We start from the raw sequence: 13,444 nt of genomic DNA, 5'->3' as shown, positions 1-13,444 counted from the left end.
AATTGCGATAGACTGTCTCAAGTGAGTAGGGGTGAAAATGAGCAGCATCACCAGCCATCGCCGCGATCGCAGGTTTGGGATTAAGATACCGAAACTGTTTTTAGGTTGGCAGCAAGTATTTGGAGAAGCACGCACCCGGATTTTATTCTGGTACTTGCTGATTTTGGGGATAACATTTCTCATCGCTATTCCCGCCTTTCGCTATAAGCTCTACCAGCGCATTGATGAGCGAGTTCGTCAGGATATGGTAGAAGACATGGCGGCTTTCAATGCGTTAATTAAAGGTGAAACCTTTGCTCCAGATGATGCACTGACTGAGGACGACCCAGAAGACATAGTGATTGGGCCAGAGCAATTGAAATGGTTGCTGGCTGGCAAAAAACAAATCGCTCCTCCAGCTTCCAAAGAAGATTTGATCAGACTTTTCAGAGCTTATCTGTTATATCGACTACCAGAGGATGACTCTTATTTCATCACATTTGTTGATGGTGAATTTTATAAATCTAGCCCCAGAGCGCGTCCTAAACCACTTGCCAAAGACTCACCACTCATGGAACGGTGGGCAAAACAAACTCAACCAGAACAGGGAGAAAAAGAATTTTCCGACCCCGATCTTAGTAAGATCCTTTACATGGTGGAACCGATTAAAATTAATGGACAAACGCAGGGTGTCTTCGTTGTTGCCCATAGTGCATCTGGTGAACGCGCAGAAGCTCTAGAAGCAGTTTCGGTAATTATTGAGGTTTCCAGTTTAGTGTTTGTGGTGTCCTTCATCCTGGCGTGGTTGGCGGCGGGACGGGTGCTAGCTCCCCTAAGAACAATTACTGCCACTGCTCATGCAATTAGTGAGTCAGATTTAACCCAACGCTTACCTGCGCGAGGTAAGGGAGAACTGGCAGAATTGGCAAAGACATTCAACGAAATGATGGACAGACTAGAGGCAGCTTTTGCCACGCAGCAGGAATTTGTCAACGATGCTGGGCATGAATTGCGGACTCCCATTACCATCGTTCGCGGACATCTGGAACTGATGGGAGATGACCCCCAAGAGCAACAAGAAACTTTGGCGCTGGTAATGGGAGAACTAGACAGGATGAGCCGTCTGGTGGATGACATGATTTTGTTGGCAAAGGCAGAACGCTTAGATTTTTTGCAGTTGGCGACGGTGAATGTAGCAGACTTAACCCAAGAGTTATTTGTCAAAGCCCAAGCACTAGCAGAGCGGGACTGGCAAATAGATGCGATCGCAAGGGGTCAGATTATAGTTGACCGCCAAAGAATTACTGAGGCTGTGATTAATCTGGCGCAGAATGCGACTCAGCATACAGCAAAGAGTGATACTATCTCCATAGGTTGTGCGATCGCTAAAGGAAAAGTGCGTTTCTGGGTACGCGATACAGGCGAAGGCATTCCCCTTGTTGATCAAAAACGAATTTTTGAACGTTTTGCTCGAACTTCTAACAGCCGTCGTCGCTCTGAGGGTGCGGGATTGGGATTGTCAATTGTCCGAGCGATCGCAGAAGCCCACGGTGGACAAGTGTTACTTCGGAGTCAACTAGGAAAAGGTTCGATGTTTACCATCGTTTTACCCCTCGATCCCCCGCAGGAAATGAGTGCTTATGGCCAACATTCTCATCGCTGAAGATGAACCCCGCATTGCCTCATTTATTGAGAAAGGATTGCGATCGCAAGGTTTTACAACAACAACTGTTACCGATGGGTTGTATGTGCTAGACATAGCACATAGTGGAAGCTTTGACTTACTAATTTTGGATTTGGGATTACCTGGAAAAGATGGATTTCAGGTACTCGAAGAACTGCGGGGACAGGGAGAAGATTTACCTGTAATTATCCTCTCGGCTCGGAGTGATATTCACGATAAAGTTGCTGGACTAGAAGGGGGCGCAGATGATTATGTCACCAAACCCTTCCGATTTGAAGAACTTCTGGCGCGGGTAAAGTTGCGTTTACGAAGTGCTAGACCTGTGAGAAATGCCCAAGAATTTCTCCTCCAAGCGGGTAATGTAGTGCTTGATTTGCGAACTCGACAGGTAAAAGTAGGCGATCGCTTTGTAGAATTACCTGCTCGTGAATTTACAATGGCAGAAATGTTTTGCCGTCATCCCGGACAAGTCATAAGTCGAGAACAACTGCTAGATTACGTTTGGGGCTACGACTATAATCCAGGTTCTAATATTGTCGATGTATATGTCGGTTATCTCCGCAAGAAACTAGGCAGTAACCTCATTGAAACCGTTAGAGGGATGGGTTATCGCTTGCGAACCTGAAAACTTTCTAGATGATGCGCTGGCAAAACTAACCGCTGGTTTCGTCTCCCATCTCCTAAGTTGACTTGTTGTAATTCTTCGCTTAAAGCTTAGTTTTGGCTATGGGTGCTACTTCGGTGTTTTACGCCAACCATTTGTGATCGCTTCTGACTCTGTGCAAAACCATCTTTCTCCACGTGCTGGATCAATTACTGTTGATTCATAATCCTCGGTTCCTGGAATATGGTAAACCTTAGCTCCCCTATCAATAGAGATGTTACCTTTAATTTGACACCCTGGTTTAGTTACTAATTTAATTAAAGAAGGAGAGCGACTACGATTAAATTCTTGTGAAAGAATCGCAATCATAAACATAACCCCAATGCCAATAATTTTTGGCAGTAACCTCCGTTTATTGACATTTTGTTTCTTCTGCCAACTTTGAGGTAAAACTCCTTCAATTGAGGCATTAGAAGCGCTTACTTTTCCATCTGCTTGAGTTATTACCTGGTAAACAATCGTATCTCCCATTTTCGGACGGCGAGATGCTCCCTTCAATGCACTGATATGAATAAAAATTTCTTTACTTCCATGAGTAGGTTTTATGAAGCCAAAACTCCTATCATCCTTCCATGTTGTTAATTGACCTTTTTGAAAACCAGGTTTCATGAGTAACCCTCATTCTCTCTGCCTATTTTTTAGTGTTCCCGTACAAAGGCTAGATGAATCAAAATAAACTGTTTCAGCAAACCCTACATCGTCAGAATCAGCGACTCACAACTCTAGTTACAGATTTACTGCTGCTGACTCGTCTGGATCGTCAATCTGTGCTAATGCAACGTGACATTTGTTGCTTGGATGATATTGTTAATGACTTAATAGAGGAATTTACAGCGTTAGCGATCGCTCCCGTAGCACTGGCGGTTCTTGATTAGGATTAGCGATCGCAAGCAATTGTTTTGGCACACCACCGTAACATAGATGTGCAGAGTGAATTCGGCAAAGGTAGCCCTTTTACTATTAAATTACAAAGAAAAGGCAGGTGCTAGGAGAAAAAATTATTCACAGAAACTACTTTACATCTGTGGAAAACCTGTGGAAAAACTATCACACTTTTCCACAAGGTAATTATACTTAATTAAGTTTTAATAGCAAAATATCAAGTTTTCCACAGTTTTTTCCACAATCTAAGTTAAATTTAATCAATTTTTATACGTTACTTAATATTATTGACTAATTATTCAGCCATCAAGGCTAATGTTCACGGTGCTGGTTGTGGAAAACTTAAAATAAATCTTCACGATGGTTTTTGGGAACGGCTAGTCATATTGATGCGATCGCTCAGTTGGCGTAGAGTTTGTGCTAAAGTGCGATCGCTCTCCTGGAGTTGAGTAATTTTATCGCAACTGTAAATCACCGTTGTATGGTCTTTTCCACCAAACTCCTCCCCAATTCTCGGCAAACTCAAAGCCGTGTGTTGACGCATGAGATACATTCCCAATTGACGCGCCCAGCTAATCTCTCTTCGCCGCGAGTTACTTTTGAGATCGTCTATTGAAACATCAAAATTATCAGCCACAACCTTTAAAATTGCTTCTGGGGTAGCTGCCATTTTTTCATTAGGCGGTTCTAAAACTGGTGTGATATTTTCCACCGTCATCGGTAAACCCCAAATAGAAATATAAGCCACAGCCCGAATTAAAGCTCCTTCTAATTCTCTAATATTAGAAGTATAGTTAGAAGCAATATACTCAATTACATCGCGGGGAAGCCGAATATTTTCATCCTCGGCTTTTTTCTGTAGAATTGCCATTCTAGTTTCTAAATCAGGCTTTTGGATATCGGCAATTAACCCCATAGAAAACCGAGAACAAAGACGTTCTTGTAAACTAGGAATCTGGTTAGGAGGACGGTCAGAAGCAATGACTACTTGTTTGCCAGCTTCATGTAAAGTATTAAAAGTATAAAAGAATTCTTCTTGGGTATATTCCTTTCCTTCAAGGAACTGAATATCATCAACTAATAAAACATCAGCAGCTCGGTAATGCTCTCGAAAACTTTGCATACTATCCTTACGGATTGCTGTAATTAAATCATTAGTGAACTGCTCAGTAGAGACATAAAATATTTTACAATCAGGACAAATTTTCCAGCGATAGTGACCAATAGCTTGCATCAGATGAGTTTTACCCAACCCTACACCACCGCATAAGAATAAAGGATTAAACTCTTTACCTGGAGATTCTGCAACCGCCAAAGAAGCAGCGTGAGCCATCCGATTGTTGGCACCAACTACAAACCGCGAAAAGACATATTTAGAGTTTAATTCAGTAGTTTTATGATTGTGATTAGGAACAGCTTCAGAAATACTGCTAGGATTTGGTGATTCCCAAGAAACCTCTCGTTCACTAAAATTAGAAACTTCATCACCTTGAGCAACGGTAATATAAATTCCCACGGGATGACCGAGAATATCTTGTACTACATGGGCAATGGTATTGATGTAATACTTCTGTAACCAATTACGAGCAAATGGGTTAGGAGTGCGGATAACCAAGCAATTATTTTCTAATCGTTCCGCACTAGCAGTTTTGATCCAAGTTTCAAAGGTCGGTCGGGATAGTTCAAGCTGTAGGCGCTCTAGTACCTGACTCCACAGACTTTCTATGGGAATTTCGGGAATTTCCATTATCCACCACCTTTGCTGCTAATTGTCACAATAGAAGAGAAAGCACCAATTTAGCATTGAGACACGCTAGACCTAGAATAAGCTTTTAAGTTGTAATCATTTTGGGACATACCCAGTAGGCAAGATCCTAACACCCACCGACCAAACTGAATGCTGAGTGCTGAGTAAAGTAAAAATTTCTCAGAGCTTTCGTACCCAGTATATGCCTCATCCCTTATGGGCGGTTTTAACTCAGCACTCAGCACGGGCTAAACGCCCCGCTACCGCTAACAGCACTCAGCACTCTTATTTACACGGAGAAGCAACAACACATGAAGACAACAAACCATCACTCAGCACCCAAAAATATTGATGGCAGGCGTTTGCCCCACAGGTTATGGATGCTCTTATATGGGGTAGGAGTGGTGTTCCTGGGTAGCTGCTCTCTTTTACCTGCTAAGACTTTTGAGACTCGACAAAACCAGACTCAAGCCCAAAATACAGCAGAACCTAATCCGGTAATTGTCCCCCCGCCAATTTTCTCTTCGTCTGGAGATCCTAATTTTGTGGTGAAAGTAGTGCAAAATGTGGGGCCTGCGGTAGTTCGCATTGATTCTTCCCGAACAATCACTTCTCGCCCTCGCGTACCAGACGAATTTAACGATCCATTTTTCCGGCGATTTTTTGGAGGCGCAGCGCCACAGCCTAGACAACGAGTAGAGCGGGGTAGCGGCTCTGGATTTATCATTAATTCTTCAGGTCAAATTTTGACCAATTCCCATGTGGTAGATGGTGCTGATAGAGTGACTGTCACACTCAAAGATGGCCGGACTTTTGACGGGAAAGTACTGGGTGAAGATGCAGTAACGGATGTAGCTGTGATCAAAATTGATGCGAATAATCTGCCAACCCTAGCTGTGGGAAATTCCGATACCTTGCAACCAGGAGAAGCAGTAGTTGCCATCGGTAATCCATTGGGCTTGAATAATACTGTCACTTCTGGAATTATTAGTGCTACAGGTCGTTCTGGTAGCGATATCGGTGCTAGTGACAAGCGGGTTGATTACATTCAAACAGATGCAGCGATTAACCCTGGTAACTCCGGTGGTCCATTGCTAAATGCTCGTGGCCAGGTAATTGCGATGAACACAGCGATTATTCAAGGCGCTCAAGGTTTGGGATTTGCTATCCCCATTAACACTGTGCAAAGAATTTCCCAGCAATTAATTGCTACAGGTAAGGTGGATCATCCTTATTTGGGTGTTCAGATGGTGACACTGACACCAGATATTAAAGAAAGAATCAAAAGTAGAGCCGGCGATCGCTTAAATCTTACAGCAGATGAGGGCGTTTTGCTGGTTGAGATTGTGCCGCGATCGCCTGCTTCTGAGGCTGGACTACGAGTTGGTGATGTGATTAAAAGCATTAGTAACCAGCCTGTGACTAAAATTGACCAAGTACAAAAGCTAGTAGAAAATAGCAAAATAGGTACTACCTTACCAATAGAAGTAGAACGCAATGGGCAAATTGTTCAAGTAAGAGTTCAACCTGCTCCTTTGCCAGTAAGACGTGAAGGATGATGTTTGTCATTTGTCATTTGTCATTGGTCATTGGTCATTGGTCATTTGTCATTGGTCATTTGCCCAATGCCCTATTCCCCATTGCTTAATGGAGTTTTATCATGAGTGAGTTAGCGCCAATAATTCAATTAGGCAATCCAACATTACGCCAAAAAGCTGCTTGGGTTGAGAATATTCAAGATGAGCATATCCAAAAATTAATTGAAGACTTAATCGCCACTGTTGGCAAAGCTAACGGTGTGGGAATTGCTGCACCTCAAGTAGCGCAATCCTATCGTTTATTTATTGTGGCTTCCCGTCCTAATGCCAGGTATCCCAATGCCCCGGAAATGGAACCAACGGCGATGATTAATCCCAAAATCATTGCTTATTCAACGGAAGTTATCAAAGATTGGGAAGGTTGTTTAAGTGTTCCAGGAATTAGAGGGTTAGTTCCTCGGCATAAATCTATTGAAGTAGAATACACTGACTCTCAAGGAAACTTACAAAAGCAAGAATTAACCGATTTTATCGCTCGGATTTTTCAACATGAGTATGATCATCTCGAAGGCATCGTATTTGTTGATCGCCTAGAGAACACTCTCGATATGATTACTGAGCAGGAATATCAACAAAGAGTAGTTAAATAAATGGGAATGGGGAATGGGGAATGGGGAATTTTTATAACCTCTACCTCCTGCCTCCTGCCTTCTGCCTCCTGCCTTCCTTGATAATATAGAAAAATTATGGCAACTTTTGTAGATTGTGATAGGCTATCTGCTTTAGGAGTGTCGAGGAACCGAAAATGAGTAAGCTACGCGTGGGGTTACTGTTTGGCGGTCGTTCGGGAGAACATGAAGTTTCGATCAAATCAGCACGGGCGATCGCTAAAGCTTTGAGTGCAGAGCAAAATACTAGTAAGTACGAAATACTGCCTTTTTACATCCAAAAAGATGGACGCTGGCTGGCGGGAGAAGCACCCCAAAAGGTTTTAGGAACCGGCAGTCCACTACTGGAATCAGAACAGTCAATTTCTGAAGCCCAAACTCTAAGCAAGTGGCAATATCCCTCTCAAGTTGCGGAAGTAGATGTTTGGTTTCCCATTCTCCACGGCCCCAACGGTGAAGACGGGACAATTCAAGGGTTACTCACCTTGATGCAAGTCCCCTTTGTTGGTTCTGGGGTGTTAGGTTCGGCAGTGGGGATGGATAAAATTGCCATGAAAATGGCCTTCGAGCAAGCGGGACTAGCACAGGTAAAATACAAAGCCGTAACTAGAGCGCAGGTTTGGTCTAATCCTTGTGTGTTTCCAAAATTGTGTGATGACATTGAGGCAGCATTAGGTTATCCTGCTTTTGTCAAGCCTGCTAATTTGGGTTCATCAGTGGGTATTGCCAAAGTGCGATCGCGCCAAGAATTAGAAGCCGCCTTAGATAGTGCTGCCAGTTATGACCGTCGGCTAGTTGTAGAAGCTGGTGTCGTAGCGAGAGAAGTCGAGTGTGCCGTTTTGGGTAATGATCAACCTCAAGCCTCTGTCATTGGAGAGATTACTTATGACAGCGATTTTTATGATTATGAAACTAAATATACTGAGGGTCGCGCAGATTTACTGATACCTGCACCGCTTCCAGATGCGATCGCCCGTCAAATTCAGGACATGGCTTTGCAAGCTTTTGCAGCTGTTGACGCTGCGGGTTTGGCAAGGGTAGATTTTTTCTATGTGGAAGCGACACAAGAAGTTTTGATTAACGAAATCAATACCTTACCAGGCTTTACTGCGACGAGTATGTATCCCCAACTCTGGGCCCATAGTGGAGTCTCTTTTCCAGAATTAGTTGATCGGTTAATTCAACTTGCTCTTGAAAGGCATTCTCCTAGTTAAGGGAAAAATAGACTAACAGACTTTTAGATAATCACAGCAAAAAGTCACAATAAATACAGAATTTTGGCAAAAGTTAGCCCGGTTTTGTAGCCTATATTTTACAAAAAAGCTACTAAAATCTGAACTTTTGTTACGGATACCTGATGATTAACTCCTCCAGTACAATTTATTGACTAGAGGGGTACAAATCTGAAAGTAATCATGGAAAAAAGTCAGAGTGTACAGCGCGAGCGAACCCAACTAAGAAGGGCTACTCCAGAGCTGACAAACAGGAAATCGAGATTAAAACAAAGCTCGAATGTTCTGATATATCTGGTCACACATCATCCTTGGCTATTGTTAACTGGGTGTTTAGCCATGTTTCTAGGAGGTGGTGCTTTTGCCCTGTATAGCTTAGGTAATGCTGGCCAGGTAACACAAGAAGAACCAGAAAAAATCCCAGTTATAGTTGAAGAACCAATCAACGTGCCCTCTGAGAATAGTAATCCTACACCTTTATGGATGGTAGCTGCGATCGTCCTCAGTTGTGGTAGTGGTTGCTTGCTCATTTTCCGAACGCTTAACCGGACAACGCAACCGCAAAAAGTCCAAAAACAGGTTAACCGCCATCAGGCACGCTTGGCACAGAATCATTACCAAAGATTGGAACCACGTCTTCCCAAGAACCAACCAATTTTTGTGCCACAGCCACAACTGATGCCCCTTATGCAGATGCAACCTAAAACAAAGCATCTGGTAACGGTTCTACCAGCAGAACACAAGCACCACCTGGATACGCGCACAGAACCTTTAGCAGACCTGATGGATCTTCGTAAAAATAGTTCATTGTCTGCAATTTTACGCCAGTATTAATACTACCGTAAAGTAAAACCCGGTTAAATTAACACTTTTTGCCAATTAGCTTGGCTAAGATTCCCGACTTCTCTAAGAAGTTGGGAATCTTGTTATATAGCAGTCATAAATCATTCGTGAACAATAAGATCCCCGACTTCTTTGAGAAGTCGGGGATCTTAGTCTCTCGATTTTCACAACTCATTTAGGATTGCTATATATGATTGATCAAAGAAGACAGGAGGGTGTTCGCCGAAAATCCTCCTGAATGCTACATAGCTGATTAACTGCTTTTAAAAAGTGAGATATGAGCAATTAGAAAATTTAAAAACATGCCAAAATGGCAACCAGCTTTTGATTAACCAAGTTAAATTGTATGAAGATAAACGACTTCAAGGGTTTTGTTGTCAGGGACTACCACGTAAGCAAATTCCTTTTGTAAAACACTATTTACTAAGTGATTTACAAAAATAAAAAACTATCTCTACCAATTATTTACAGAGTATTTTTCTCAGTAAATAAACATCAATAATCAAGTTTGGCATTTGCTGCGACAGGAATATTAAATGCGTATGGGCGTTGTTGTTGAAATACGCATTAGCCCCCAAATAACGGGCAACGTCTGTATACATTCCTGTTCACTTCAGCAGCAAATGGCAGAGTGGGAGTTTGAAGCTAACGGATATGCCTCCTCCCACTCTCTTTTTATCGGAAGAGAATTTAGGAGTCAGGAGTCAGAATTCAGAATGTGCTAAACCTTAGCTATCCGCTAACAGAATTGAAGTTAGTGAACAAGAAAGTAGTAGGTTTGAATTCCCTACTAAAAAATTACTGAATTCCGAATTCTGGCTTCTGAATTCTTCTTTAGAAGTTAGTCTCTCGTAAAAACTTAAGAATCGCTGCATTTAGTACCTCAAAAGCACCAGTTGAAGCATCATGACAGCAGTCAGACAAAATCTGTAATTTGGAATTGGGGATATGCCGATGCAATTTTTCACCATGACTAGCAGGAAACCAACTATCTTGTTCACCCCATAAAACTAGTGTAGGACACTCAATTGCACTCAGTTTATTTTGAATTTTGGTGAGCATATTTGGCTTATTTGCTTGCCAATTCTCAATTTCTAGCGCTGCTATTTGTAACTCTTCAGCAACTTTTGCGATCGTACCAGGCAATTCAATAAACGGGTAAGTTATCCAATAGACATCTTCCTTTGTCAAGATTGAGGGATCAAATAATACCCCACGTCTTTCTATTGCCATGATTTCTCTAAATAGAGGTGCAAACAAATATGCCAGACGTAAAGAGTCAATTGTTTGCATTACTTCCAAAGGCGTTTGGGCAAGTAACCACATAGCCCAATGGGGTAGTTGTTCTGCAAAAACAGGTACATTTACTACTACAAGCCGCCCGATTAACTCCGGGTTTTCTTGAGCAAGGGCAAGGGCAACTAATCCCCCCAGAGATTCAGCCACAATTACCGCCGGTTCATCACATAATGCCTGAATAATTCTTTGAAACTCAATAACTTGATGACCATTGTGTTCTTTACGAAATGATGGTTTTTCAGAAAAACCAAAACCTTTGGCATCAAAACAAATTACCCGGTAATGTTTAGATAATTGTGCTATGCTGTGGCGCCAATTATAGCTCCAACTACCCATACCATGTAATAAAATTAGCGGTTTACCTCTACCTTTTTCGCCATAAGCAATTTGTACAGGATACCCTTTAGCATCAGTAATAATTAAACTTTGCCGTCCTTTAGGAAAAGTAGCTTGCCACCAATCTTTCATTCCGTTATCAATAAATAATTTCAGCAATTATGGGTTTCAAGTTGCATAGCAACTAACAACAAGTTCGGCGAACGCTAATTACGAATTACGAATTACGTTAGCGTAGCGGTAGCGAGTCCGCGTACTCTTACAGAGAAGCAAGCTACGCTTTTAGTGTCTCGTAGAGAACGTCATTACGAATTAATTTTAACCGCCTGTTAAGGCGTTCCACAGGATTCTAATTAGTATCACGGGCAACGCTACTAAAACAATAGAGATTAGCAACAATCCAGCCAAAACGGCAAGGATAAACCACTTGTCTGCACTCTTTTGCTCGCTGGGAAACTTTAAGTACTCTTCTAATAGCTTGATATTATTAGTGTTAGCTCTCCAAGCAAAATCAAAAAAGTCTCCCAAAACTGGGACAGTACCTACCAAGCCATCAATGATCACGTTCACAACCATCTTACCTAAAGTGGCTCTAGATACACCTAGTCGCGCTGCTTCTAGGATGATGTAGCAAGAAAACATAACTCCCAAAAAATCACCACCAATCGGTATGAGTCCTAAAATTGGATCTAGACCAAAACCAATCTTTGTACCAGGAATGGTAATAACATTATCGAGGAGCCGACTTAACTGACGCAGGCGCTTTAAGGTGGGTGCTTTGGCATCAGGTTCAATCATCGAAAATCGAGGCGGAGAATCAGGCATGAAGGCGATCGCTAACTTTGTATTGAATCGTTAGACATTTTACTCCCCTAGTGAGCTTTTGCAAAAATTTTCTCAGGGATTTACTAATTAATATTTTTCGTGAGATTGCGACTGCGCTTTTAAGCGGATATCATCACCCACAGTCACGTTCAACTGATCGCCGATTAGCATAACAGCAGCGCTCATCGACAGCCAGAGCATTAAAACTATTACAGCCCCTACAGCACCATATACTTTATTATAATTGCCAAAATTCGCCACATATAGCCGAAATATAGCAGACAACATCGCCCAAAAAACAGCTGCTAAAATTGCTCCAGGCATCATTGGTGTGCCTGGGTTCCACTGACTTGGGCCATAGCGATAGACAAAGCCAAAAGCGACAGCAACAATACCTAAAGCTAAAGGCCAGCGTAACAGTTGCCAAAGATGCAACAAAAACATCAAAGAACCATTTCCGCTCACTACCATTCCCAACAACCAATCGCTGGTAAACACTGACAAAGAAGCCAATACTAAAAGCAACATAGTACCGATTGTTAATCCCAGAGAAACTAGCTTGGCTTTCCAAAAGGGGCGGATCTTTTCTGGAGGAATTTGATGGATTTGGTCGAGGGCTGTCATCGCAGTACTCACCGCTCCAGAAGCAGTCCAAATTGCTAATATAAAGCTCAGAGAAAACAAACCACTATTTCTAGAATTGGTAATTTCTGTAGTTGCAAAATCACGAATCAGAACCAAGGCTTCTTCAGGTAAGACTTGACTTAGTAGAATCGCCAGTTGTTTAAAGGTGTTTTGTAAAGATTCTGCCAATAAGCCAATAGCTGTGATGATCGCAAGAATTGCTGGAAATAGCGATAGCATGGCATTGAAGGCGATTTCCGAGGCGAGTCCTAAAAGTCGTCTTTCCATTGTCCGGGAAAAAGTTTTTTTGAGCGTGCGCCAATTGAGGTGGCGAAAAAAGCGGAAAAAACGAGGCTTTGGCATGATTTAGAGTTAAAACTGATTAGGTTTCTTAACTACTTTGCCAAATTTTGCGTAGCGATCGCATCTATCTTTTTACCGCAATAATACCGAGTGGGGAATGGGAGAGAGTTCCTAACTCTTGTACAGACGCGATTAATCGCGTCTCTCTTGACTAATGACCATTGACTAATGACCATTGACTAATGACTATTGACTATTTATTTATGAATCAAGATTTAACACAACAGTGGTTGACAGAAATACAGACAATTAAAGAGCATCTGGCAGAGTTGCAACACGAGCGCGATGCAGCTTGGGAAAGTGCCCAAAAATGGCGTCAGCTTTACAACACAGAAGCAGAACAACGCCGCACAGATGCCCAATTATCCCAACAGGCGATCGCATCTCTCAAGGCAGATTTGCATAAAATTAAAGGTTTTGAAGCAGAGACACTGGCTGCTGGGACATCAGTTACAGCTATCCAAGAAGAAATAGAACAGCTAAAATCTGTGGAGGACTTGCAAGCTAAACTCATCGCGGTAATCAAAGAACGCGATCGCTTTTTCCAAGCCTTGAAAACTGAGCAAGATAACCACGCCCAAACCCGCAATAGCCTTACTACTGCCTTGGGCGATGCTATTGATAGCTTGACACGTGAGCGATCGCTAGGAGTAGAAGATAAACAAACAGTAGGGGATGGGTAGAAACTCCTAACTCTTTACTCAGTATAGGAATCCGCTTTGATTTCTGAACTAATTTGCGTAGGCAGGCAATAGGCAAT

General features: G+C 42.3%; 12 protein-coding genes and 1 pseudogene. 8 read left to right on the top strand and 5 right to left on the bottom strand.

Features of this window, described 5'->3' with window-relative positions:
- Positions 1 to 37 precede the first annotated feature (37 nt).
- A complete protein-coding gene (locus ABF638_RS04595) occupies positions 38 to 1,642 on the top strand; it encodes a sensor histidine kinase (RefSeq protein ID WP_435020630.1) in 1,605 nt (534 codons plus the stop codon).
- Positions 1,620 to 2,288, top strand: coding sequence for a response regulator transcription factor (locus ABF638_RS04590; RefSeq protein WP_435020628.1), 669 nt, complete (start codon positions 1,620 to 1,622; stop codon positions 2,286 to 2,288). The genes ABF638_RS04595 and ABF638_RS04590 overlap by 23 nt, the downstream gene beginning before the upstream one ends.
- 108 nt (positions 2,289 to 2,396) lie before the next feature.
- Here the strand turns inward: ABF638_RS04590 and ABF638_RS04585 are convergent, their stop codons facing one another.
- A complete protein-coding gene (locus tag ABF638_RS04585) occupies positions 2,397 to 2,936 on the bottom strand; it encodes a cold shock domain-containing protein (RefSeq protein WP_435020626.1) in 540 nt (179 codons plus the stop codon).
- A 77-nt stretch (positions 2,937 to 3,013) separates the two neighbouring features.
- Between ABF638_RS04585 and ABF638_RS04580 the strand changes: the two are divergent.
- A pseudogene (locus ABF638_RS04580) lies at positions 3,014 to 3,175 on the top strand (two-component system sensor histidine kinase RppB); the annotation flags it as partial.
- 389 nt (positions 3,176 to 3,564) lie between these two features.
- Here the strand turns inward: ABF638_RS04580 and dnaA are convergent.
- Positions 3,565 to 4,956, bottom strand: coding sequence for a chromosomal replication initiator protein DnaA (dnaA, locus tag ABF638_RS04575; RefSeq protein ID WP_435020624.1), 1,392 nt, complete (start codon positions 4,954 to 4,956; stop codon positions 3,565 to 3,567).
- Positions 4,957 to 5,267: 311 nt separating this feature from the next.
- Here dnaA and ABF638_RS04570 point away from each other — a divergent pair, with 311 nt between their 5' ends.
- The 4 genes from ABF638_RS04570 (at position 5,268) to ABF638_RS04555 (ending at position 9,228) form a co-directional block, all read left to right on the top strand.
- Positions 5,268 to 6,515 (top strand): HhoA/HhoB/HtrA family serine endopeptidase, encoded by a 1,248-nt coding sequence (locus ABF638_RS04570; RefSeq protein WP_435020622.1) that lies wholly within the window; start codon positions 5,268 to 5,270, stop codon positions 6,513 to 6,515.
- 101 nt (positions 6,516 to 6,616) lie between these two features.
- Positions 6,617 to 7,144 carry a peptide deformylase gene (gene def / locus ABF638_RS04565; RefSeq protein WP_435020620.1) on the top strand — a complete coding sequence of 176 codons (528 nt, stop codon included), beginning with the start codon at positions 6,617 to 6,619 and terminating at the stop codon, positions 7,142 to 7,144.
- Positions 7,145 to 7,299: 155 nt separating this feature from the next.
- Positions 7,300 to 8,376 (top strand): D-alanine--D-alanine ligase family protein, encoded by a 1,077-nt coding sequence (locus tag ABF638_RS04560; protein ID WP_435020618.1) that lies wholly within the window; start codon positions 7,300 to 7,302, stop codon positions 8,374 to 8,376.
- A 357-nt stretch (positions 8,377 to 8,733) separates the two neighbouring features.
- Positions 8,734 to 9,228, top strand: coding sequence for a hypothetical protein (locus ABF638_RS04555; protein WP_435020616.1), 495 nt, complete (start codon positions 8,734 to 8,736; stop codon positions 9,226 to 9,228).
- A gap of 843 nt (positions 9,229 to 10,071) precedes the next feature.
- Here ABF638_RS04555 and ABF638_RS04550 read toward each other — a convergent pair.
- The 3 genes from ABF638_RS04550 to ABF638_RS04540 all read right to left on the bottom strand — a co-directional run bounded on the left by ABF638_RS04550 (position 10,072) and on the right by ABF638_RS04540 (position 12,684).
- A complete protein-coding gene (locus ABF638_RS04550; protein WP_435020614.1) occupies positions 10,072 to 11,004 on the bottom strand; it encodes an alpha/beta fold hydrolase in 933 nt (310 codons plus the stop codon).
- 186 nt (positions 11,005 to 11,190) lie between these two features.
- Positions 11,191 to 11,697: a DUF4112 domain-containing protein gene (locus tag ABF638_RS04545; RefSeq protein WP_181929757.1), complete on the bottom strand. Its 507-nt coding sequence runs from the start codon at positions 11,695 to 11,697 to the stop codon at positions 11,191 to 11,193.
- Positions 11,698 to 11,784: 87 nt separating this feature from the next.
- Positions 11,785 to 12,684, bottom strand: coding sequence for a YihY/virulence factor BrkB family protein (locus ABF638_RS04540; RefSeq protein WP_435020612.1), 900 nt, complete (start codon positions 12,682 to 12,684; stop codon positions 11,785 to 11,787).
- Positions 12,685 to 12,887: 203 nt separating this feature from the next.
- Here ABF638_RS04540 and ABF638_RS04535 point away from each other — a divergent pair, with 203 nt between their 5' ends.
- Positions 12,888 to 13,367, top strand: coding sequence for a hypothetical protein (locus tag ABF638_RS04535; RefSeq protein WP_435020733.1), 480 nt, complete (start codon positions 12,888 to 12,890; stop codon positions 13,365 to 13,367).
- Positions 13,368 to 13,444: the final 77 nt, after the last annotated feature.

It is taken from the genome of Nostoc sp. CALU 1950, from assembly GCF_051172895.1.
Classification (GTDB): Bacteria; Cyanobacteriota; Cyanobacteriia; order Cyanobacteriales; family Nostocaceae; genus Nostoc; species Nostoc edaphicum_A.
This window is presented reverse-complemented; position numbering and strand designations above follow the sequence as displayed.

Coding starts and splice junctions, on each gene's coding strand:
- ABF638_RS04570 (WP_435020622.1), top strand. CDS start 5,268: ATGAAGACAACAAACCATCACTCAGCACCCAAAAATATTGATGGCAGG.
- ABF638_RS04550 (WP_435020614.1), bottom strand. CDS start 11,004: ATGAAAGATTGGTGGCAAGCTACTTTTCCTAAAGGACGGCAAAGTTTA.
- ABF638_RS04540 (WP_435020612.1), bottom strand. CDS start 12,684: ATGCCAAAGCCTCGTTTTTTCCGCTTTTTTCGCCACCTCAATTGGCGC.
- dnaA (WP_435020624.1), bottom strand. CDS start 4,956: ATGGAAATTCCCGAAATTCCCATAGAAAGTCTGTGGAGTCAGGTACTA.
- ABF638_RS04560 (WP_435020618.1), top strand. CDS start 7,300: ATGAGTAAGCTACGCGTGGGGTTACTGTTTGGCGGTCGTTCGGGAGAA.
- ABF638_RS04585 (WP_435020626.1), bottom strand. CDS start 2,936: ATGAAACCTGGTTTTCAAAAAGGTCAATTAACAACATGGAAGGATGAT.
- ABF638_RS04590 (WP_435020628.1), top strand. CDS start 1,620: ATGGCCAACATTCTCATCGCTGAAGATGAACCCCGCATTGCCTCATTT.
- ABF638_RS04555 (WP_435020616.1), top strand. CDS start 8,734: ATGTTTCTAGGAGGTGGTGCTTTTGCCCTGTATAGCTTAGGTAATGCT.
- ABF638_RS04545 (WP_181929757.1), bottom strand. CDS start 11,697: ATGCCTGATTCTCCGCCTCGATTTTCGATGATTGAACCTGATGCCAAA.
- def (WP_435020620.1), top strand. CDS start 6,617: ATGAGTGAGTTAGCGCCAATAATTCAATTAGGCAATCCAACATTACGC.
- ABF638_RS04595 (WP_435020630.1), top strand. CDS start 38: ATGAGCAGCATCACCAGCCATCGCCGCGATCGCAGGTTTGGGATTAAG.
- ABF638_RS04535 (WP_435020733.1), top strand. CDS start 12,888: ATGAATCAAGATTTAACACAACAGTGGTTGACAGAAATACAGACAATT.